Origin of the sequence: Mesorhizobium shangrilense, assembly GCF_040537815.1 — a bacterium.
GTDB classification, from domain to species: domain Bacteria; phylum Pseudomonadota; class Alphaproteobacteria; order Rhizobiales; family Rhizobiaceae; genus Mesorhizobium; species Mesorhizobium shangrilense.
The window spans coordinates 2,166,854-2,187,880 of the sequence record NZ_JBEWSZ010000001.1 but is presented as its reverse complement, the minus strand read 5'-3'; the positions used below and the strand labels follow the sequence as shown (position 1 = coordinate 2,187,880).

Annotated in this window: 21 protein-coding genes; 13 read left to right on the top strand and 8 right to left on the bottom strand. The window is 61.7% G+C overall.

Annotation, left to right across the window (positions count from 1 at the left end; all coding sequences use genetic code 11):
- Position 1 precedes the first annotated feature (1 nt).
- Positions 2-229 (top strand): hypothetical protein, encoded by a 228-nt coding sequence (locus ABVQ20_RS11085; protein WP_354459535.1) that lies wholly within the window; start codon positions 2-4, stop codon positions 227-229.
- Here ABVQ20_RS11085 and ABVQ20_RS11080 read toward each other — a convergent pair.
- Positions 226-1,392, bottom strand: a complete 1,167-nt coding sequence (locus ABVQ20_RS11080; RefSeq protein ID WP_354459534.1) for a cystathionine beta-lyase — start codon at positions 1,390-1,392, stop codon at positions 226-228. The genes ABVQ20_RS11085 and ABVQ20_RS11080 overlap by 4 nt on opposite strands.
- A 332-nt stretch (positions 1,393-1,724) precedes the next feature.
- Here ABVQ20_RS11080 and ABVQ20_RS11075 point away from each other — a divergent pair, with 332 nt between their 5' ends.
- The 7 genes from ABVQ20_RS11075 (at position 1,725) to ABVQ20_RS11045 (ending at position 8,668) form a co-directional block, all read left to right on the top strand.
- Positions 1,725-2,360, top strand: coding sequence for a DUF1326 domain-containing protein (locus ABVQ20_RS11075; protein ID WP_354459533.1), 636 nt, complete (start codon positions 1,725-1,727; stop codon positions 2,358-2,360).
- Between the two features lie 4 nt (positions 2,361-2,364).
- Positions 2,365-3,195, top strand: coding sequence for a DUF2182 domain-containing protein (locus ABVQ20_RS11070; RefSeq protein ID WP_354459532.1), 831 nt, complete (start codon positions 2,365-2,367; stop codon positions 3,193-3,195).
- Between the two features lie 424 nt (positions 3,196-3,619).
- Positions 3,620-4,648, top strand: coding sequence for an amino acid ABC transporter substrate-binding protein (locus ABVQ20_RS11065; protein WP_354459531.1), 1,029 nt, complete (start codon positions 3,620-3,622; stop codon positions 4,646-4,648).
- A gap of 64 nt (positions 4,649-4,712) precedes the next feature.
- Positions 4,713-5,900, top strand: a complete 1,188-nt coding sequence (locus ABVQ20_RS11060; RefSeq protein ID WP_354459530.1) for an amino acid ABC transporter permease — start codon at positions 4,713-4,715, stop codon at positions 5,898-5,900.
- A gap of 4 nt (positions 5,901-5,904) precedes the next feature.
- Positions 5,905-7,062, top strand: coding sequence for an amino acid ABC transporter permease (locus tag ABVQ20_RS11055; protein ID WP_354459529.1), 1,158 nt, complete (start codon positions 5,905-5,907; stop codon positions 7,060-7,062).
- A gap of 73 nt (positions 7,063-7,135) precedes the next feature.
- Positions 7,136-7,885 (top strand): amino acid ABC transporter ATP-binding protein, encoded by a 750-nt coding sequence (locus tag ABVQ20_RS11050; RefSeq protein ID WP_031213892.1) that lies wholly within the window; start codon positions 7,136-7,138, stop codon positions 7,883-7,885.
- 114 nt (positions 7,886-7,999) lie between these two features.
- Positions 8,000-8,668 (top strand): TIGR02117 family protein, encoded by a 669-nt coding sequence (locus ABVQ20_RS11045; RefSeq protein ID WP_354459528.1) that lies wholly within the window; start codon positions 8,000-8,002, stop codon positions 8,666-8,668.
- A gap of 29 nt (positions 8,669-8,697) precedes the next feature.
- Here the strand turns inward: ABVQ20_RS11045 and ABVQ20_RS11040 are convergent, their stop codons facing one another.
- Both ABVQ20_RS11040 and ABVQ20_RS11035 read right to left on the bottom strand, forming a co-directional pair.
- Complete coding sequence (locus ABVQ20_RS11040; protein ID WP_354459527.1) at positions 8,698-9,930, bottom strand: FAD-dependent monooxygenase; 1,233 nt, start codon at positions 9,928-9,930, stop codon at positions 8,698-8,700.
- Positions 9,931-9,948: 18 nt separating this feature from the next.
- Positions 9,949-10,194 carry a zinc-finger domain-containing protein gene (locus tag ABVQ20_RS11035; protein ID WP_354459526.1) on the bottom strand — a complete coding sequence of 82 codons (246 nt, stop codon included), beginning with the start codon at positions 10,192-10,194 and terminating at the stop codon, positions 9,949-9,951.
- Positions 10,195-10,338: 144 nt separating this feature from the next.
- On the opposite strand from ABVQ20_RS11035, the gene ABVQ20_RS11030 reads away from it, so the two are divergent.
- Together ABVQ20_RS11030 and ppx are read left to right on the top strand one after the other, a co-directional pair.
- Positions 10,339-12,537, top strand: coding sequence for an RNA degradosome polyphosphate kinase (locus ABVQ20_RS11030; RefSeq protein WP_354459525.1), 2,199 nt, complete (start codon positions 10,339-10,341; stop codon positions 12,535-12,537).
- Complete coding sequence (ppx, locus tag ABVQ20_RS11025) at positions 12,537-14,072, top strand: exopolyphosphatase (RefSeq protein ID WP_354459524.1); 1,536 nt, start codon at positions 12,537-12,539, stop codon at positions 14,070-14,072. The genes ABVQ20_RS11030 and ppx overlap by 1 nt, the downstream gene beginning before the upstream one ends.
- A 24-nt stretch (positions 14,073-14,096) precedes the next feature.
- Here ppx and ABVQ20_RS11020 read toward each other — a convergent pair whose 3' ends face one another.
- The 3 genes from ABVQ20_RS11020 to fumC form a co-directional block, all read right to left on the bottom strand.
- The gene (locus ABVQ20_RS11020) at positions 14,097-14,501 is read right to left on the bottom strand and encodes a DoxX family protein (RefSeq protein WP_354459523.1); all 405 of its coding nucleotides are present in this window, start codon (positions 14,499-14,501) and stop codon (positions 14,097-14,099) included.
- A 157-nt stretch (positions 14,502-14,658) separates the two neighbouring features.
- A complete protein-coding gene (locus ABVQ20_RS11015) occupies positions 14,659-15,081 on the bottom strand; it encodes a DoxX family protein (RefSeq protein WP_354459522.1) in 423 nt (140 codons plus the stop codon).
- A 272-nt stretch (positions 15,082-15,353) separates the two neighbouring features.
- Positions 15,354-16,751 (bottom strand): class II fumarate hydratase, encoded by a 1,398-nt coding sequence (fumC, locus tag ABVQ20_RS11010; protein WP_354459521.1) that lies wholly within the window; start codon positions 16,749-16,751, stop codon positions 15,354-15,356.
- A gap of 343 nt (positions 16,752-17,094) precedes the next feature.
- Between fumC and ABVQ20_RS11005 the strand changes: the two genes are divergently transcribed.
- Entirely contained in the window at positions 17,095-17,592 is a 498-nt protein-coding gene (locus ABVQ20_RS11005; RefSeq protein WP_354459520.1) for a sulfocyanin-like copper-binding protein, read from the top strand.
- Between the two features lie 42 nt (positions 17,593-17,634).
- On the opposite strand, the gene ABVQ20_RS11000 is transcribed toward ABVQ20_RS11005, so the two are convergent.
- Positions 17,635-18,405 (bottom strand): NIPSNAP family protein, encoded by a 771-nt coding sequence (locus ABVQ20_RS11000; protein WP_354459519.1) that lies wholly within the window; start codon positions 18,403-18,405, stop codon positions 17,635-17,637.
- A 149-nt stretch (positions 18,406-18,554) separates the two neighbouring features.
- On the opposite strand from ABVQ20_RS11000, the gene ABVQ20_RS10995 reads away from it, so the two are divergent.
- Positions 18,555-19,109 carry a TetR/AcrR family transcriptional regulator gene (locus ABVQ20_RS10995; protein WP_354459518.1) on the top strand — a complete coding sequence of 185 codons (555 nt, stop codon included), beginning with the start codon at positions 18,555-18,557 and terminating at the stop codon, positions 19,107-19,109.
- Positions 19,110-19,118: 9 nt separating this feature from the next.
- Here the strand turns inward: ABVQ20_RS10995 and ABVQ20_RS10990 are convergent, their stop codons facing one another.
- Complete coding sequence (locus ABVQ20_RS10990; protein ID WP_354459517.1) at positions 19,119-19,559, bottom strand: hypothetical protein; 441 nt, start codon at positions 19,557-19,559, stop codon at positions 19,119-19,121.
- A gap of 307 nt (positions 19,560-19,866) precedes the next feature.
- Between ABVQ20_RS10990 and ABVQ20_RS10985 the strand changes: the two genes are divergently transcribed.
- The gene (locus ABVQ20_RS10985) at positions 19,867-20,997 is read left to right on the top strand and encodes a metallophosphoesterase (protein WP_354459516.1); all 1,131 of its coding nucleotides are present in this window, start codon (positions 19,867-19,869) and stop codon (positions 20,995-20,997) included.
- Positions 20,998-21,027 lie beyond the last annotated feature (30 nt).

The following is a 21,027-nucleotide window of genomic DNA, read 5'->3' as shown; positions in this document are numbered from 1 at the left end:
TGTGACCCTTGCGAAGTCAGGTGAGAATGATCGCACTGCATTGCGCGATATTCCGGAAGTTGAAAGCCAAATCGATCTCGAAAATCTCGATTTCAAAGAACAATATTGCGCGATTAAGCTGCGCATCGGGGCGGCAAATGCGGCTTTCGCCGGGCGTTTCATCAACCTTTCCGGCAGGTTGCGTCGGCTTGCTGAATCTGTTCGGCAAGCCGACGCCTCGGTCTGCTAGGCCGCCGCCGCGGCCAGTCCGCGTGCCAGGTCGGCCTTCAGGTCCTCGACATCCTCGAGTCCGATTTGCAGGCGGATGAGAGGGCCGTCATAGGAGCCTTTGGCAACGACGCGGTCGCCGAGCCAGACGGGCACCGCCAGGCTCTCATAGCCACCCCATGAATAGCCGAGGCCGAAGATCTGCAGTGCGTCGAGGAAGGCGTGTTGTTGAGCCTGTCCGCCGCCGGCAAGCACGATCGAGAAGACACCGCTGGCCCCCGAGAAATCGCGCTTCCAGAGAGCGTGATCCGGATGGCTGGGAAGGGCGGGGTGAAGGACCTGGGCCACGCCTGCCTGGCCTTCCAGCCAGCTGGCAACGGCAAGTGCGCTGCGCTGGTGGTGCTCCAGCCTCACCCCCATGGTGCGCAGGCCGCGCAATACCTGGTAGACGTCGTCTGGTCCGGCACAGCAGCCCAGCGTGAAGAACGTCTCGCGCAGCTGCTCCCAGCACGCTGCGTTGGCCGACACGGTGCCGAGCAACACGTCGGAATGCCCTGCCGGATATTTCGTCGCCGCATGTATTGAGATGTCGACGCCATGATCGAGTGGACGGAAGTAGAGCGGCGTTGCCCAGGTGTTGTCCATCATGACGACGGCGCCTGCGGCACGCGCTGCCTTGGCGATGGCCGGGATGTCCTGCATCTCGAATGTGTTAGAGGCAGGGGATTCCGTGAAGACGACCTTGGTGTTGGGCTTGATCAGGGCCGCGATGCCGGCGCCGACACGGGGATCATAGTACTCCACCTCGACACCCATTCTTTTCAACATCGTGTCGGCGAAATTGCGGGTCGGAAAATAGACGGAATCGACGATCAGAATATGGTCGCCTCCCGACACGAACGCCAGCAATGGGATTGTCACCGCGGCAAGGCCCGAGGGGACCATGATGGTGCCCGCCGAGCCTTCCAGCGCGTCGATTGCCAGGGCAAGTGCATCGGTGGTGGGCGTCGCGCGCGTGCCATAGGTGTATTTCTGGCTCCGCCCCGCCATCGTCGCGGCGTTGGGAAAAAGCACCGTCGAGGCGTGCACCACCGGCGGATTGACGAAGCCGAAATAGTCGTGCGGGTTGTTGCCTGAGTGGGCAAGCCGCGTGTTGATGCCCATTTCGCTGCCGTCTTTTGCCATGTTTTCAGTGCCCTTTGGTGAGAGGTTAGCCATAGTGCGGCGGCATGGGCCGCGCAACAGCCGGGCTCCGCCAGGCGAATGACTTCGAATGTGCCAATTCGTCACGACAGGTCGGATCCCAATCGAGGCACTGACGGATGCCGCGGTCCTCTCGGACGATCGGGCTATCAAGACGAAGGAGAAGGATATATAATACTTGCCTAATACGAGATCGTTGCCGGGTCGCCATGATCAAGGCAGCCGGAAAGTGTTTGCGGCTGCGTTAGCGGTTCCCCGCAATGCTGGCATCTTGCTTTCAGAAAGAGGATGAACACAGCCAAGGGAGGGACACCATGTCCGACGTTAAGTGGATGATAAAGGCTCGCGAGTTCGTCAACTGCAACTGCGCCTATGGCTGCCCATGCCAGTTCAACGCATTGCCGACATACGGCTCATGTCAGGCGGTGGTTGGCATGGAAATCGAGCAGGGTCATCACGGTGATACAAAACTGGACGGCTTGCGGTTTGCTGGCATTTTTCGCTGGCCGGGCGCCATCCATGAAGGCAAGGGCGAAGCCGCGGTGGTTGTCGACCATCGGGCGACCGAGCCGCAGCGCCAAGCGTTGCTGCGCATTCTCACCGGCCAGGATACCGAACCCGGCGCGACGATATTCCAGGTCTTCTCCACCACCTTTGAAAAGGTCCACGATCCGATTTTCGCTGCCATCGATTTCGAGGTCGACGTCAATGCGCGCACCGGCCGGTTGAAGGTGCACGGCGTGACCGACGGCCATGGCGAACCGATCAAGAATCCGGTCACCGGCGCCGAGCATCGCGTGCGCATCGACCTCCCGCATGGCTTCGAATACTCCCTCGCCGAGGCTGGGCGCGGCTGGAGCAAGGCGACCGGACCGATTCGCTTCGAGTTGGCGGACTCCCACAGTCACTTCGCCGATATCCATCTTTCGCAGAGCGGCGTCGTGCATTGACGCCATGAACGACACAGCCCTCGAGACGTTGCTGCGGCGCGATCGCGCGGTCGTCGCGGCATCGCTCTTTGTCATTGCCGCGGCCGCCTGGGCCTATGTGTTGTGGCTCGCCACCCATATGGCAGTGCCGCAGGACGCGGGCACCGACATGACGGGCATGGCCATGTCCGGCATGGATATGGGCGCTGCCATGGCGCCTGCGTTCCAGGCGTGGTCGCCGGCCGATTTCGCATTCACCTTCGCGATGTGGGCCGTGATGATGGTCGGCATGATGACACCGTCGGTTGCGCCGATGCTGTTGCTTTACGCAGGCGTCGGCCGCAAGGCCCGGGCGAGTGGCCAGCCGATAGCGTCCACCATGTGGTTTTTCGGCGGCTATCTGCTCGTCTGGACCGCCTTCAGCATCGCTGCGACCGCCGCGCAATGGCTCCTGGCGCGTCTCGCCCTTCTGGATCCGGCGATGGCGGCCGACAGCCGCGTTCTTGGCGGCCTCATCCTGATCGCCGCCGGCCTCTACCAATGGACGCCGATAAAGGGCGTCTGCCTGCGACAATGCCAGGCGCCGATCGCCTTCCTGGCAAATCGTGGCGGGTTCCGCTCGGCTCCGCTCGGCGCGCTCCGGCTCGGCATCGATCATGGCGCCTATTGCCTCGGCTGCTGCTGGGCGCTGATGGCCCTTCTGTTTGTCGGCGGCGTCATGAACGTGCTGTGGATCGCCGGCATTGCCTTCCTCGTCCTGCTGGAGAAAGTCGCCCCTGCCGGCCAGTTGATCGCGCGCGTTTCCGGGGCGCTCATGGCGGCGGTCGGCGCATGGTTTCTCGTCGGGGCGTTCTGAGCCCAGACTTTCTCGGCGCGCGCCCATTTTCGGCGCGGCAATGATGTATCCGCCAAGCGGTGGCCCGATGTGTCAATTCATCCCTGGCCAGGCCCGTGACGCGCGGCGGTTCTGGAGCGTCGGTTGCGAGAGTACGCAGCGGATTTGCGCGGCTTCAACTTTGCCGACTTTGTTGGTTTGGATGACTAATTTGCGGGCGCGTTTGTCTGCAATTCGCGCATTTCCGGCGATTGGTTTTCAAACTCTTTCGGATTCGGTCATTTCCCTTGACCTCACAAGAATAATCGCCTTCGATGGACTTTGTGAATGGGAGGCGGCGCGTCGGTTACGATGCGGGGTCCCGGAAATGGGCCGGGATGGGAGCTGCGTTCACACGGGAAAAAGAATAGGGTTTGCCTGAAAAACAGAAAAGGGTCTGTGGGTCATGAAACACATTGCAATCGGCATTCTTGGAACCGCCGCGCTTGGATTGATGGCTTCGGCCGCGTCCGCCAGCACGCTCGCCGACGTCAAGGCGAAGGGCTTTGTCCAGTGCGGCGTCTCGACCGGTCTTGCCGGCTTTTCCGCGCCTGACGACAAGGGTGACTGGAAGGGTCTCGACGCCGACTTCTGTCGCGCTGTCGCGGCTGCCGTCTTTGGTGATGGCACCAAGGTGAAGTTCACGCCGCTGAGCGCCGACGTACGGTTTACCGCCCTGCAGTCTGGCGAAGTGGATGTGCTTTCGCGCAACACCACCTGGACCATCAACCGTGACACGGCGCTTGGTCTGAATTTCGCTGGCGTCACCTATTATGACGGCCAGGGCTTCATGATCAACGCCAAGAAGCTGCCGGGTGTGAATTCGGCGCTGCAGCTTTCCGGGGCGGCCGTCTGCGTGCAGACCGGCACCACCACGGAACTGAACCTCGCCGATTATTTCAAGGCGAACAAGATGGAATACAATCCGGTCGTCTTCAAAAGCCTGGAGGAGACCAACGCCGCCTATGATGCGGGCCGTTGCGACGTCTACACCACCGACCAGTCGGGCCTCTATGGCATTCGCCTGACGCTTGGCTCGCCCGCCGACCACGTCGTGCTGCCCGAGATCATCTCGAAGGAGCCGCTCGGGCCAGCCGTTCGTCAGGGTGACGACCAATGGTACCACATCGTCAAATGGACCTATTTCGCGCTCCTGGACGCCGAGGAACTCGGCATCACCCAGGCCAATGTCGACGAGATGAAGAACTCGACCAATCCCGAGATCAAGCGCGTGCTCGGCCAGGAGGCGGACACCAAGATCGGTACCGACCTTGGCGTTTCCAATGACTGGGTCGTCAACATCGTCAAGGCGGTGGGCAATTACGGCGAGCTGTTCGAGCGCAATGTCGGTTCGGGCAGCCCGCTGAAGATCGCGCGCGGCATCAACGCACTGTGGACCAAGGGTGGCCTGCAATACGCTCCGCCGATCCGCTGATCGAAAACGTGATCCGGAAGGCAGCTGAGTTGCCTTCCGGTTTCTCTTTTCAGGGGATGGTCGAATGGCATCGCAGGAAATCCTTCGCGAGGAAACCAGTCGCGGCTCACTGATAAACAACCCGAAAGTCCGCGGCATCGTGGTCCAGTTGGTCCTCGTCGCGGCGCTGACATTCCTGGTCTGGTGGATCGTCGGCAACACCGTCGAAAACCTCAGGCGCTCCAACATTGCCTCGGGGTTCGGCTTCCTGACCAACAGGGCCGGTTTCGACATCGGTGACAGCGCCATCCCGTACACGTCGGACGACTCTTATCTCCGCGCCCTTGTCGTTGGCCTGATCAATACTGTCATCGTTGCCGGGGCCGGCATTGTCACGGCCACGGTCGTCGGCTTTGTGATCGGCATTGGCCGGCTCTCGAACAATTGGCTGATCAGAAAAATCTGCACGGTCTATGTCGAGACCTTCCGCAACATTCCGCCGCTGCTGGTGATCTTCTTCTGGTACTTCGGCGTGCTGTCCGTGCTGCCCTTGCCGAAGGAGAGCATTCACTTGCCGTTCGGCTCCTTCCTCAACAGCCGTGGCTTCTACTTTCCAAAGTTCGTCTGGGGCGAGGGGGCGTGGCTGATCCCGGTCGCCCTGGTCCTCGCCATCGCCATGTCATGGTTCGTCGCGAGGCGGGCCTATCAGCGGCAGATGGCGACGGGCCAACAGTTTCCGGTGTTCCTGACGTCTGTCGCCTTGATCGTTGGTCTGCCGCTGCTTGCTTTTGTCCTCAGCGGCTTCCCGCTGAGCTTTGATATGCCGAAGCAGTCGACGTTCAATCTGACTGGCGGTTTTCAGGTCAAGCCGGAATTCCTGTCCCTCTATCTTGCACTTTCCTTCTACACCGCCGCGTTCATCGCCGAGATTGTCCGCGCCGGCATCAGGGGCGTCAACAAGGGGCAGAGCGAGGCATCGTCGGCGCTGGGCCTTCGTTCGGGACAGGCCTTGCGGCTGGTGATCGTGCCGCAGGCCATGCGCATCGTTATCCCGCCGCTGACCAGCCAGTATCTCAACCTGACCAAGAACTCGTCGCTTGCGGTCGCGATCGGCTATCCGGACCTGGTGTCGACCGGCGGCACGGTGATGAACCAGACAGGACAGGCCATCGAGATCATCGCGATCTGGATGGTTGTGTATCTGGGCATCAGCCTGATCACCTCGGCGTTCATGAACTGGTTCAACGCCAAGATGGCGCTGGTGGAGAGGTAGGGCCATGCAGGAACATGACACGTCCTGGGTGCGCACCGAGATGGCATCGGCGCAAACCGCCCCGCTGAGCGAACGTGGAATTGTCGCCTGGGCGCGCAAGAACCTTTTTGCCTCCACCGGCGACACGGTTCTGACCATAGTCGGCATCTTGCTGGTCGCTTTGTTCCTGCCACCGCTTCTGGACTGGGCGTTCGTCCAGGCGCAATGGACCGGCAACGATCGCACCTTCTGCGCCACGGTGGCGCAGGGCGGCATCCAGCCTAACGGGTGGTCCGGCGCCTGCTGGGCCTTCGTCAACACCAAGTTCCCGCAATTCCTGTTCGGACGCTATACGGTCGAAGAGCGGTGGAGACCGATCCTGGTCGCCATCCTGTTCGTCGCTTTGCTCGTGCCGATGCTGATGCCCAAAGTGCCGCGCAAGGGGCTCAATGCCATCGTGCTGTTTTTCGTGTTCCCGATTGTCGCCTTCATCCTGCTGGTCGGCGGCATGTTTGGTTTACCCCATGTCGAGACGTCGTTGTGGGGTGGGCTCCTGGTGACGCTGACGATCTCGTTTGTCGGTATCGCCGTCTCCTTGCCTTTCGGCATCGTGCTGGCGCTTGGCCGTCGCTCGAGGATGCCGGTGGTGAAGACGCTTTGTGTTGTCTTCATCGAGACCGTGCGTGGCGTGCCGCTGATCACGGTGCTGTTCATGGCGACGATCATGCTGCCTTATTTCCTGCCGCCGGGCGTGAACTTCGACAAGTTCCTGCGCGCGCTGGTTGGTGTTGCGTTGTTCTCCTCGGCCTACATGGCCGAGGTGGTGCGCGGCGGATTGCAGGCCATTCCCAAAGGGCAGTACGAGGGCGCCGATTCGCTCGGTTTCGGCTATTGGCAGAAGATGGGCCTGATCGTGCTGCCGCAGGCGCTCAAGCTCGTCATTCCCGGCATCGTCAACACCTTCATCGGCATGTTCAAGGACACCAGCCTGGTCTACATTATCGGCATGTTCGATCTGCTCGGAGTGGTCCGCCAGAACTTCTCGGACCCGGCATGGGCCTCGCCACAGACGCCGATTTCGGGCCTGGTCTTTGCGGCCTTCATCTTCTGGCTGTTCTGTTTCGGCATGTCGCGCTACTCAATGTTCACCGAACGCCGACTCGACACCGGCCACAAACGCTAAAAAATAGGGAACCTTCTAAATGGCCATAGAAAATGCAGTCAGCGCGGAAGAGATCAAGGTCAACGCCGCCAAGATGCAGATTTCAACCACCGATGTCGCCATCGATATCATCGCCATGCACAAATGGTATGGCGAGTTCCATGTGCTGAAGGACATCAACCTGAAGGTCATGCGCGGCGAGCGCATCGTCATCTGCGGCCCGTCGGGGTCGGGCAAATCGACGATGATCCGCTGCATCAACCGGCTGGAAGAGCACCAGAAGGGCAAGATCATCGTCGACGGCAAGGAGCTCACCAACGATCTCAAGAAGATCGACGAGGTGCGCCGCGAGGTCGGCATGGTGTTCCAGCACTTCAACCTGTTTCCGCACCTGACCATCCTGGAAAACTGCACGCTGGCGCCGATCTGGGTGCGCAAGACGCCGAAGAAGCAGGCCGAGGAAATCGCCATGCATTTCCTCAAGCGCGTCAAGATTCCCGAACAGGCCAACAAATATCCTGGCCAGCTTTCCGGTGGTCAGCAGCAGCGCGTGGCGATTGCCCGCTCGCTGTGCATGAACCCGCGCATCATGCTGTTCGATGAGCCGACCTCGGCGCTCGACCCGGAGATGATCAAGGAAGTGCTGGAGACGATGGTCGGCCTCGCCGAAGAGGGCATGACCATGCTGTGTGTCACCCATGAAATGGGCTTTGCCCGCAAGGTCGCCAACCGGGTGATCTTCATGGATCAGGGCCAAATCGTCGAGCAGAACACGCCGGCCGAGTTCTTCGACCATCCGCGCCATGAGCGCACGAAACTGTTCCTGTCGCAGATCCTGCACTAGATCTGTCGATGATTAAAAAGAGCCCGGCTGAAACAGCGCCGGGCTCTTTTGCGTATCGATAGCAGGGGCGGGCGGTCGATGTCGCGCCAGGATGCGTTCGCAGGGCCGCCATTCATGAAAAAGCTGGCACGGTTTCTTGGCCTTGCGCTGATCGTTGCAGTGCTCGCGGTGACGCTGGGCACGCTGGTGCCGCGACCGCTCTGGGCAACAGCCGGCGACAAACCCACAGCGACGCGTCATATCCTGGTATTGAAGAACCCCATCCACACCGACATCGCGATTCCTGTTGATGACAGCGTGCGACAGCGCTTCCATTTCCTGATCGATGGCGGCATTCCCACCGACATGCCGGAAGTCCGCTACATCGTCTTTGGCTGGGGCGGCCGCGCCTTCTATCTGGAGACGCCGACCTGGTCGGAACTGAAGGCCGTGCCGGTGATGAAGGCCCTGACTGTCGATACCTCAGTCATGCATGTCGATGTCGCCGGCGATATCTCGGAGCCTCATCCCGATGTTGCCGGCTTCGACATCGGCGAGGACCGGTTCGCGGCGCTGCTCGATTTCATCGAGGCGAGTTTCCAGCAGGGGCCGAACGGCCCCATCCATATCGAGAACGCTAAATACTCGAATTTCGATGGCTTCTTCGAAGCCAACGGTCATTTCAACGCGCTGGTCGGCTGCAACACCTGGACGGCGGCGGCGCTACGAACCGCCGGTCTGCGCACCGGCTGGTGGAATCCGCTGCCGGTTTCGCTCGGCCTGTCGATGCGGCTTTACAATTAACGCCGCGTCAGCAGGCCGACATACGGCATTCAACGCCGGATGAATTTCTGCTGTTGCCAGCCGTAAAGCCAGTCCAGATCGGCCGCCAGTTTCTCCGGCGAGCGCATCTTCAGGAACAGATTGCGGGCAATCGCCACAGGACCGGTGGCGTGCCAGGCGAGGTGATTGAGGGCGCCGCGACGGGCAACCTTGGCGACACGCGGCCGCCGCAAGTTTTCCCAGACGCGAAGGCCCGTTGCCGGATCAGTGGGGAAGGTGGCCAGGCACTCGGCGAGCGTCGCGGCATCCTCGATCGCCATGGCCGCGCCCTGCGCCGCGAATGGCGTCATCGCATGCGCGGCATCACCAATCAGAGCAATTCCTTCTGGCGTCGTCCAGGGCTGTTGCTGGTCGACAGTGTGGATCGGCCAGGCCATCCACTTACCGGCGTCTTCGACCAGCCGGATTAGCCCAGGCGCCGTGCCTCGCATGGCTTTGGCGAGGATTGCTGGATCAGCGGCACCGGACCAACCCTCTGCGATGCGCTCGCCCTTGGTGAAGGCCACCAGATTGAACGCAGCGCCCTTGCTGACGGGGTAGGCGACCATGTGGAAGCCGCGATGCAGGAATGTGGTCACGCAATTGACGACACCGACGGCCGCGAATGCTTTGCCCGCAACGCTATCGGCGCCGATCGTGGCACGCCACGCCAGCTCGCCTGAGAACCGGCTTGTGCTGGAAGCTTTGTTCGAAACCCGCCCCCGGATGGATGACCAGACGCCATCGGCGCCGACCAGCAGGAAGCCTTCGGTCTTATGGGTTTGGGACGCGGTCTCAACCGTCGCTGCAATGCCGTCGCGGGCTGTCGCGACATCGGTAACGCGCGCGCCTGTTATGATCTCGATGCCGGCTGCCTCGGCGGCCGATGCCATCAGGGCATCCTGCAGATCGGCGCGGTGGGCAACGAGGTAGGGGGCCTGCCAGCGCGCTTCGGCGTCCTGCCCAAGCGGTACACGCCCCAGTTCCCGCAGTGTTGCGGCATCCTTGAGCACGACCGCGTCCGGCCGAACCGCGGCCTGCAGCAATTTGTCGAGCACGCCAAGTTGGCGAAGGATTCGCGTTGCGTTGGGCGAAAGCTGGATGCCCGCACCGACGGCTTCGAGGCGTTGTGCCTGCTCGATCAGTTTAACCGGATAGCCGCGCTTGGCGAAAGCAAGTGCCGCGGTCAGTCCGGCTATGCCGGCCCCGGCGATGATGATCTGCCGGAACTTCGTGTCGTCCACTGGGTCAGCCGTGCCGAATCAGGCTGCCTGGTCGATGTACAGGCACCCTGCGGGCGATGTCTCGGTTGCCCTGAGCTTCGGCGAATAGCGATAGAGCGTCGAGCAGTAGGGGCAGACCTTTTCGTTGTCGTCGCCCATGTCGAGAAACACATGCGGATGGTCGAAAGGCGGGTTGGCGCCGGTGCACATGAATTCCTTGACGCCGATGTCGATCGCCGGATGGCCCGCATCGTTCTGGAAATGGGGAATGGAACCGCCTGCCATCATCGTCTCCTTGGCCTTCGATCGTCTGCATCTGGATCATAACCCATCTCTTTGCAAGATCGATGAAATGAAACTGTCGCAAAACCCTGTCAGAGGATAAGTTAAGCCGGTTAACCGGCTGAGCTGGTGGGAAGAGCAGGAACCATGAACGAACTGAAGCCGGTGCAGAGCGAATTCATCAATGCGGAGGTGGCGAGCCCCGAAGGCAACCCGGACCGTTTCGTCAACCGCGAGTTTTCCTGGCTGCAGTTCAACCGGCGCGTTCTCGAGGAATCGCTGAACACCCATCATCCACTGCTGGAGCGGGTCCGCTTCCTGTCGATCTCGGCCGCCAATCTCGACGAGTTCTTCATGGTGCGCGTCGCGGGCCTTGCCGGTCAGGTTCGCGAGGGCATCGCGCTGAAAAGCCCGGATGGCCGCACGCCGGAGCAACAGCTCGAACAGCTTCTGCGCGAGGTCGAGCGCCTGCAGGAGGACCAGCAGAAGAGCCTTTCGGCGCTGACCGTGCTGCTCAACAAGGAAGGCATAGAAACCATCACCCGCGATGCGCTGACCAAGGACGAGAAGACCTGGCTGGAGGACCACTTCCAGAACCAGGTGTTTCCGGTGCTGACCCCACTCTCGATCGATCCGGCGCATCCGTTCCCGTTCATCCCCAACCTCGGTTTCTCAATGGCGCTGCAATTGCGGCACCGCAAAAATGGCGAGGAGATGAGCGCGCTCCTGCGCTTGCCGGTGGCGTTGAAGCGTTTCATCCGCTTGCCCGACCGCAAACACCATGTCCGCTTCATTCCGTTGGAAGAGGCCGTCGGACTCTATATCGGCAAGCTGTTTCCCGGCTACGAGGTCAAGGGCTCAGGCACGTTCCGCATCATTCGCGACAGTGATATCGAGGTCGAGGAGGAGTCCGAGGATCTCGTGCGGCTGTTCGAAACGGCGCTGAAGCGCCGCCGCCGCGGCTCGGTCATCCGCATCGAATTCGACATGCTGATGCCGGCCGAACTGCGCGACTTCGTCGCCGGCGAACTCGGCGTCTCGTCAAGTCGCATCAGCGTGCTCACCGGCCCGTTGGCGCTCAGCCAGATTTCCGAGATCGTCTCGGTCGCCCGCGACGATCTGAAGTTCACGCCCTACAATCCGCGCTTTCCCGAACGCATCCGCGAGCATGGCGGCGACTGTTTTGCCGCCATCCGCGAGAAGGACATCGTCGTCCATCACCCTTACGAATCATTCGACGTGGTGGTGCAGTTCCTGCGTCAGGCCATGGCCGATCCGGAAGTGGTGGCGATCAAGCAGACGCTTTACCGCACCTCCAACGACAGCCCGATCGTGCGTGCGCTGGTCGATGCGGCCGAGGCCGGCAAGTCGGTGACGGCACTGGTCGAGCTCAAGGCGCGCTTCGACGAAGAAGCCAACATCCGCTGGGCGCGCGATCTCGAGCGCGCCGGTGTGCAGGTCGTGTTCGGTTTCCTCGAACTGAAAACACACGCCAAGATGTCGCTGGTGGTGCGGCGCGAGGATGGCCGGCTGCGCAACTATGTCCATCTGGGCACCGGAAACTACCACCCGGTCACCGCGCGCATCTACACCGACCTGTCCTTCTTCACCACCGATCCGACGATCGCGCGCGATGTAGCCCAACTGTTCAACTTCATCACCGGCTACGCCGAGCCGACCGACGAAATGCGGATCGCGATCTCGCCCTTCACGCTGAGAAGCCGCATCCTCAAGCACATTTCCGACGAGGTCACTCATGCGCTGGAGGGCAGGCCGGCGCGCATATGGATGAAGATGAACGCGCTCGTCGATCCGATCATCATCGACGCGCTCTATGACGCCAGCCGTGCCGGTGTCGAGATCGACTTGGTCGTGCGCGGCATCTGCTGCCTGCGGCCGCAAGTGCCGGGTCTCTCCGAGAACATCCGGGTGAAGTCGATTGTCGGTCGCTTCCTCGAGCACAGCCGCATCTATTGTTTCGGCAACGGCCATGGCCTGCCGTCCGACGATGCGATCGTCTACATCTCCTCGGCCGACCTGATGCCGCGCAATCTCGATCGCCGTGTCGAGACCATGGTGCCGATCACCAACCCAACTGTGCATGAACAGATCCTGGGCCAGATCATGCTGGGCAACATCATGGACAACCAGCAGAGTTTCGACGTACTGGCGGATGGGACCTCCCGTCGTGTCGTGCTGGAGGAAGGCGAGGAACCGTTCAACGCGCAGGAATATTTCATGACCAATCCGAGCCTGTCGGGACGGGGTGACGCGCTGAAATCGCATGCGCCGAAGCGCATCGCGCAGTTCAAGCGCCGCAAGAAGAACGCGGCAGCGTCCGCCTGATGATTTCAGCATCACAAGGCCGGCTTCAGGACCGCCGACCGCTGTCGATCATCGACATCGGTTCGAACTCGATCCGCCTCGTCGTCTATGAGGGGCTGGCGCGCTCACCGACCATGCTGTTCAACGAAAAGATGCTGGCCGGGCTCGGTCGCGGCATCGTTTCGACCGGAAAGCTCGACCCGGAAGCGGTGACGCGATCGATGGAGGAGTTCCGGCGCTTCCGCGCGCTTTCGGACCAGGCCGGCGCCGAACATATGTATGTGCTGGCGACCGCCGCTGCCCGCGAGGCGGTCAACGGTCCCGATTTCATCCATCGGGCCGAGGACGTGCTCAAGACCGAGATTCGCGTGATCAGCGGCCGTCAGGAGGCCTATTATTCGGCGCTCGGCGTCATTTCCGGCTTTCACCCCGCCAATGGCATCGCCGGAGACCTGGGCGGTGGCAGCCTCGAGCTGGTTGACGTCAATGGTGAAGCGATCGGAGACGGCATAACGCTGCCGCTGGGTGGCCTGCGCCTGCAGGACATGGCGAAGAATTCGCTCACCCAGGCGGCCAAGATCGCGCGCGACGAGTTGGCGAAGGCCAAGCTGCTGAAAGGCGGGCAGGGCAGGCCCTTCTACGCGGTTGGCGGCACCTGGCGAAACCTCGCCAGACTGCACATGGAGATGACCAACTATCCTCTCGGTGTCATGCACCACTACGAGATCGGCATCGAAAGCGCTGCCAATTTTCTCCGGCAGGTGGCGAAGGGCGAGATCGAGAAGGTCAAGGGCATCGAAGGCGTGTCCAAGAACCGCCGCTCGCTGCTGCCCTACGGCGCCATCGTGCTGCAGGAAATCATGGCGGCGATGCAGCCGTCGAAGATCATCGTCTCGGCACTGGGCGTGCGCGAGGGGTTTCTCTATTCGTTGCTCGACGAGGCCGAGCAAAAGGCCGATCCGCTGATCTCGGCCTCGGAAGAACTCGCACGACTGCGTTCGCGCTCGGTCACCCATGCGCATGAGCTTGTCGAATGGACGGGCAGAACCTTTGCCGCCTTCGGCATCGACGAGACCGAAGACGAGGCCCGCTATCGTCAGGCGGCGGCACTGCTTGCCGATATTGGCTGGCGCGCGCACCCCGAATATCGCGGCAGGCAGTCGCTCAACATCATCGCCCACGCGTCCTTCTACGGCGTAGACCATCCCGGCCGCGCTTTCCTGGCGCTGACCAATGCCTATCGCCACGATGGCATCTTCAACGAGGCCATCGCTCCGGAAATCAAGGCGCTGGCGACACCGCGCTATCTCGAACGTGCGCGCATGCTGGCGGCGATGATGCGCGTCGTCTACCTGCTGACGGCATCGATGCCAGGCACCATGCCCCGGCTGAAATGGGAAAGCCGCGGCAACGGCGTGCTCGCCCTGGTGCTGCCGGCATCGCTGGCCGACCTCTATGGCGAGCGCCCCGCAGGCCGCCTGGCGCAACTGGCACGGATCACGAACCGCCGGCTGGTGCTGGCCGTCGAGGGCGGCCCGAGCGTATCGGTCAAGTAGCGTCCACCGTCGAGTTCGCCGGATTCAGGTCGAACCGCGGCCGTCGATCGAAAAGGCTCCGGCCCCTGCCATCGCCAGTGCCAGAAAGCCGCCGGCGGTGGCGATGTCTTTCATCAGCATCTGCGAATGCAGGAACGTCAGCATCGGGTCATCGCCACCTTGGCCATAATGGCCGATGAAGCCGGCCATGATGCAGAACGCGGCGAGCAGCAATGCCGCGATCGACGTCTTGAGGCCGGCGAGGATGAGCAGCCCGGCGATCAACTCGAACAGCCCCGTTCCCCAGGCTGCGAGCATTGGTAGCGGCAGGCCAAGGCCCGCGAAATAGCTGGTCGTGCCGGGAATGTCGGAAAGTGCATGGAAGCCGGAAGGAATGAACAGGGCGGCGAACAGCAATCGGGAAAGCAAAAGCACCACGTTGCGGGGCATGGTCACCTCCGTTGTCGATCGGGCCGGCTGGCCCTGTTGCCCATTCCAACGCTGCGATCTTGGCAGGAAACGGCAGACTGGGACACATGTATGGACAACGAAAAGGCGGCGCGGAAAATTCCGCGCCGCCTTTGATTCAGCGAATTGAATGTATGGCCTAGCCGCGCTTGGCGTCGATCGAATAGGCGCCGGCACCCGATGAAGCCAGCAGCAGGAAACCGCCGGTGATGCCGAGGTTCTTGAGGAACTGGATCATCTGCATCTGGTCGGCCCAGCCAGTGTGCGCGACCAGCCCGGTGGCGACTGTGAAGACCGCGAGCACCCAGGCGGCGGACCTGGTCTGGAAACCGGTGAGGATGGCGAGGCCACCGAGCAATTCAATCAGGCCGACGACAACCGCCGTTACGGTCGGGGCCGGCAGGCCGAGGCCGCCGAAATAGGCGGCGGTGCCGGAAATGGCGGTGAGCTTGCCGAAGCCGGAAAGCAGGAAAATGACGGAAAGCAGGATGCGGCCCAGCAGGATCGTGACAGAGCTGTTGGATGCTGTGCCGGCGCCGGCGATGGAAGTGTTGATGGACATTTTGGTGCTCCGAATGGGTTTGATGGCCAATCAGATAAACGATGTCGACTGTTCACCAAAGCCGCTGATACGGCGACACATTGTTCACAGGCGGTCCATTCCCGTGATCGCCGAACGGGCGCCAAATTCTTGTCGCTCGCCATGGCGAGGCGAGGAAATTCTACCACCCAAAAATGATATGGGGCGTCCGGCGCAAGATCGCCGACCGCCCCATATACTTCTTTGGACGCATATCCGGCCGGAAAGCCGACGCCGGCTTTCTCGGGATCGCGTTACCCGGGATGCGTCATGTCCTCCGGCCGCACGAGCCGGTCATAGTCGGCCTCGCTGACCAGTCCGGTGGCCAGTGCTTCTTCGCGAAGCGTGGTGCCGTTCTTGTGCGCAGTCTTGGCGATCTTGGCGGCATTGTCATAGCCGATGGTCGGTGCCAGCGCCGTCACCAGCATCAGCGAGCGGTCGAGCGCTGCCTTGATGTTGTCTTCCCGCGCCTCGATGCCGACGACGCAATTGTCAGTGAAAGAGACCGAAGCGTCGGAGAGCAGCTGCACCGACTGCAGGAAGTTGTAGGCCATCAGCGGGTTGTAGACGTTGAGTTCGAAATGGCCCTGGCTGCCGGCGAAGGTGACGGCGGCATTGTTGCCGAACACCTGCACGCAGACCTGCGTCATCGCCTCGCACTGCGTCGGGTTGACCTTGCCGGGCATGATCGAGGAACCCGGTTCGTTTTCTGGCAGCGACAGTTCGCCGAGGCCCGAGCGCGGGCCGGAGCCAAGGAAGCGGATGTCGTTGGCGATCTTGAACAGGGCCCCGGCGCAGGCATTGATGGCGCCGTGCGAGAACACCATGGAATCGTGCGCCGCGAGCGCCTCGAACTTGTTGGGCGCGGTTGCGAAGGCGATGCCGGTGATATCTGCGATGCGGTCCGCAACCCTTTCGGCAAAGCCGACCGGCGCATTCAAGCCCGTGCCGACCGCGGTGCCGCCCTGCGCCAGTTCCTGCAGGCCGGGCAGCGTCAACTCGATGCGCTTGATCGACGAGGCAACCTGCGCCGCATAGCCTGAGAATTCCTGGCCAAGCGTCAGCGGCGTGGCGTCCTGCGTGTGCGTGCGGCCGATCTTGATGATGTGGTTGAACTCCCGGCTCTTGGCGGCGAGCGCCTTGTGCAGGTGCTTCAGCGCCGGGAGGAGGTCGTGCACGATGCGTTCGGCGCAGGCGATATGCATGGCCGTTGGATAGGTGTCGTTCGACGACTGGCTCATATTGACGTGGTCGTTGGGATGCACCGGCTTCTTCGAGCCCATGACGCCGCCCAGCATCTCGATCGCCCGGTTGGAGATCACCTCATTGGCGTTCATGTTCGATTGCGTGCCCGAGCCGGTCTGCCAGACGACCAGCGGAAAATGGTCGTTGAGCTTGCCGTCTATGACCTCTTGCGCGGCCTCGATGATGACCTTGCCGATAGCCGGGTCGAGCCGCTTGAGTTCCATGTTGGCTTCGGCCGCCGCCCGCTTGACGATGCCCAGCGCGCGCACGATCGAGTTCGGCTGCTTTTCCCAGCCGATCTTGAAGTTGCCCAGCGAACGCTGCGCCTGCGCACCCCAGTAGCGGTCGGCGGCGACCTCGATGGGGCCGAACGTGTCGGTTTCGATTCTGGTCTTCTCAGCGCTCACGAAGGTCTCTCCTTGTCGAAGTCGGCAAGGGCGTATCGCGTTGCACAAATGGCTTCAAGCAGAGAATACACATCGGAACGATGCAAATCGGTTGAAGGGGTAGCCCCTGCTTCCTCACCCGGCTGTATAGGCGGTGACGGCGAGCCGGATACCACGTTGCGCCAAGGCGGCCTCAATGAATCATGACGCGATCCCGCGCGCCGCCGCGCTCTGTTTGATTTAGCGCAAGGTCTCATGTCGATGTGCGTGCGATTGGTGTCGCTCACCGCTTGGTGGGTTCTAACTCGGTCGGCCAATTCTGGATCGGTTGTCGAGGGAGCGCTCACGGCTTTGGGAGATCGACATGCAAAAGATGCTGAGAACCAGCGCGCTATCGCTCGCTGCTGTGGTCATGATGGCGGGCGGCGCAAGCTCGTCGCTCGCCGCCACTTTTGTCCAAGTCTCGCTGTGGGACAAGGGATCGGACATGACCATGCCGATGGGCTTTTCCTATGCGACGCCGGGTCTTGACGCCACCAAGGCAACGATGGGGATGAAGGCTTCGCCGGCAACGGTGAAGGCGGGTGAAGTCACCTTCAAGGTCAAGAACAGTTCCAAGGATACCGTCCACGAGATGATCGTGATGTATCTTGCCGCCCCGGGGAAGCCGCTTCCCTACATCGGCAACGAGAACCGGGTTGATGAGGACAAGGCCGGCGACAAGGGAGAGGTTTCAGAGCTGGACCCGGGCAAGTCGGGGGCGCTTACCGTCACTCTCGTACCAGGTAAATACCTGCTCATCTGTAACGTGCCCGGTCACTTCGACGCCGGCATGTGGACGGAGTTCACGGTTACCCCTTAGCAGAGTCTGGACGGCTGCTGCCTGGAGGGGGTCGGCTGCCGGTCATCGACCCAGCAATGACCGCGATGTTGGGGACAGCCGCAAGAACTCGGTTGGCTTTGCGAGGTTCGGTTGGGCTGCCTGCGCAAACGCCTGCCATTCGGGTAAGGCGGTAAGGGCGGCCTCATGGCCGGAATGGGCCTCGGCACTGACGAAACCGGTGACGGCAATAAAGATGTTTTCGCCGGCGCGCACCGGCAGGCGGGGAAAGCTGTTTTCGGCGTGCTCCGTGACGAACGCTCCCAGTACGTGCGCGCCGAGCCATTCCAGCAAGGAAACAGCCTCGGTTTTGAAGCGGCTGCCGAAATCAATCTCGGTGCCGGGCCGCAGATGATGAATCTGGATGGCAACAGAGCCGGCCAAGCGGTTGCCCTCGCTTGCCTTTCCCAGACGTCGCCCGGCTGGCCGTTGCAGCCCCGACAGTTTGAAGCAAGAGCCCGGCCATGCAGGCTTGAGCAGAAGCACATCATCGGAATCGATCATCGTGCCATTGGCGGCATCGCGGTGCGCGGCCCACACCGGCCCGTCATAGAAACAGGTCAGGGCGTTTTTTCTCGCTTCCATGCTGTCGAAGCCGCGCAGCCATACAAACATGTTCGGGCGATCGAGATCGCGGAACTGGCCGATGATGGTCATGCCGGCTTCTTCCTGGCCCTTGATCAGCTTGTCATCGAAGAGGTCGATCAGCGTTTCACGTTTGCCGGGCTTGAGTGTGTATTGCCTGAGTTCGACGACGGGCGAGGCGGACAGGTTGGCTTTTGGCGGAACCTTCATCGAACAATCTCCAAAACAGGTTGGTCATCCTGTTTTTAAAACAGACCGGTTGTCCTGTTTTGTTAATCTGCTATCTTTCGAGAATGTCAGGAGAGATTGTCGCCCTGCCGAAACGGCAACCGAGAAAGCGCATCAACGACCCTCAGGGCATGCGCAAAAAGGTTCTCGATGTCGCCGAAGAGGCGTTCCAGGCGCGTGGCTACCACGCCTCCAGCCTGGGTGACCTGATGACGGCCGCGGGCGTCACCGGCGGCGCGCTGCATCACCATTTCCCGACCAAGAAGGCGCTGGCGATGGCGGTGATCGAGGAGCGTGTGGCGGCGGCGGTGGAACAGACCTGGATCGCGCCGGTGTTGGCAGCGGCCTCGGCGCGCCAGGGCGTGCGGATAGTGTTCGAGGCGGTGGCGGCGGAACTGGAGCGGCAGGGTTTCGTGCGCGGCTGCCCGCTCAACAATCTGGCGCACGAATTGTCGCTCGCCGATCCGGATTTCCGTACGGCGCTGGCCCGTATCTTTTCGGCGTGGCGCCGAGCGATCGCCGACAAGATCAGGGCTGACCAGCAGGCTGGCAGGGAGCAAGGCACCGACCCGCAGCGCTTTGCGGCGCTCACTGTGGCCACCTATTCCGGCGCCATGTCCATGGCCAAGACAGCACAGGATGCCAGCGTGCTGCGCGACTGCCTTGCGGCACTGGAGACGGTGTGAACCGCGAGCCTATTCGGCCAGCGGCTTGATGGTCTCGTAGCCGACCACGCTTTCGGCCTTGGTGCCCTCGTCGTAGCGCTTGGCCAGCACCGCCTGCAGGTCGGGCGCGTAGAGCGCCGTAAATTGATCAAGCGTTTCGCCGGCCTCGTTCGTGATCGTCTGCTTGACGGTCAGGACATTGTACTTGCAGTCACCCAGGCTGAACGTTTCCTTGCCCTTGACGACGATCTCTACGGTTTCGGTGCCCTTCGGCTGCTTGTTCGGCGCCAGGCGGACAAACAGCGTCTTGCTTTTCGCTCCAGCCTTCAGCGGAAACAGCCTGCGCACATCGGACAGCGGGATCATCGCCATCTGGCCCGTGTCACTGTTCCGAAAAACCTCGATCAGGCCGCCCAACAGGAATTGCGTCTGCGGCGACTGGGATTCGTATTTGTTGGCGACAGAAATCATTCCGCCCGCCACCGGTCGGAATTCGCTGTGGATGCCAGGCCGCTCAAGAACGAAACCCTCCCTGGCGGATTTGGCGTCGACGCATTGAGCGGCGTGTGCGGTCCCTGCCGACAGCAGAATCGTCAATACTCCGTGTATAGCTGCGGTCTTCATGGCTCCCCCATTGCCGCACAAAGTGAATGTTCGTGTCCCAAGGGATGGCAGACCCGCGACATGTTGTCGATGCTCAGGGAGCCCGCTCTCCTGGTGCTGTCTCGCGCAGTGCGGGAACTGGACGGCCGGGTGCCTCTCGTGCTGAATTTCGGAGATGAATCACTTGTCGCCAAAATTGTTTTCCAGGCGTGATTTCCTGCAGCAAGCCGCAGGGCTTGCGGCCACGGGTCTTGCCGCGCGACCCGCCTTTGCACAGGCCGGCGCGAAGATTCCCAATGTCGACGCCACCTTCCTGTTTGTATGCGACGTTCATGCCTGTCGCATGGTGGGTGGCCTCAGCCCGAATTGCCTGCAGGAAGGCAAGACCGACGCTGCCTTGCTGCGCAACATCGCCGCGCTGAACAACATTGGCGAGAAGGAATGGCCTGTTGAGATCGATGGTGCAGCGACCGGCCTGCGCTCGGCGGGCAGCCGCATCGGCATCCCGCGCGGTCTTGTCGTCGGCGGTGACATGACCGACGATGGCGGTGGCCAGATCACGCAGCCCAGCGAGGGCACACAGCTTCTTCAATTCAGCCAGCGTTACCAGGAGGGCGTTGGCCCCGATCGCGTGCATCTGCCTGTCTATGTCGGGCTCGGCAATCATGACCTCGACCAGAATGGCCCACCGCCGCATGTGGATTGGTACCGGCGTGAAATGCGGGACTATGTCGAGGTCAATCACCGTGCCGGCGTGTTCTTCAAGCCGCCGGTACCGGCCACCAGCTACGATGTCGACACCGACTGCTATTCCTGGGATTGGGGCGGCCTCCATCTTATCCAGACGCATCGCTTTGCCGGGGATACCGGACACGGCGCCAGCAGTGCTCTGCCCTGGCTCAAACAGGATCTGGCGACCTATGCCGCGGACGGCCGACCGGTCCTGCTGTTTCAGCACTACGGTTGGGACACTTTTTCGACGGAGCGGTGGGATCCGGCCAAAAGCACCTTTGACGATAACGGCGCCGGCTCACCGCACTGGTGGAGCGAGGCCGACAGGCAGGCACTGCTGGCGACGCTGAAGGGCTACAATATCATCGGCATCTTCCATGGCCATCAGCACGAAACGCCGATGGTCTACAGCCGAGACGGTCTTGACCTGTTCAAGCCGAAGGCTGTGTATATGGGGGGCTTCGCGCTGGCACGGGTCTCGGGAGATGGCCTGGATCTGGTGCTGGGCGAGGCGAGCGGCGACCATGGCGAAGTGAATTTCACCAACGCCTTCCGCAAGAGCTGGCGCACGTGAAGAAGGCGGCATTGCATGCCGCCTCCATGA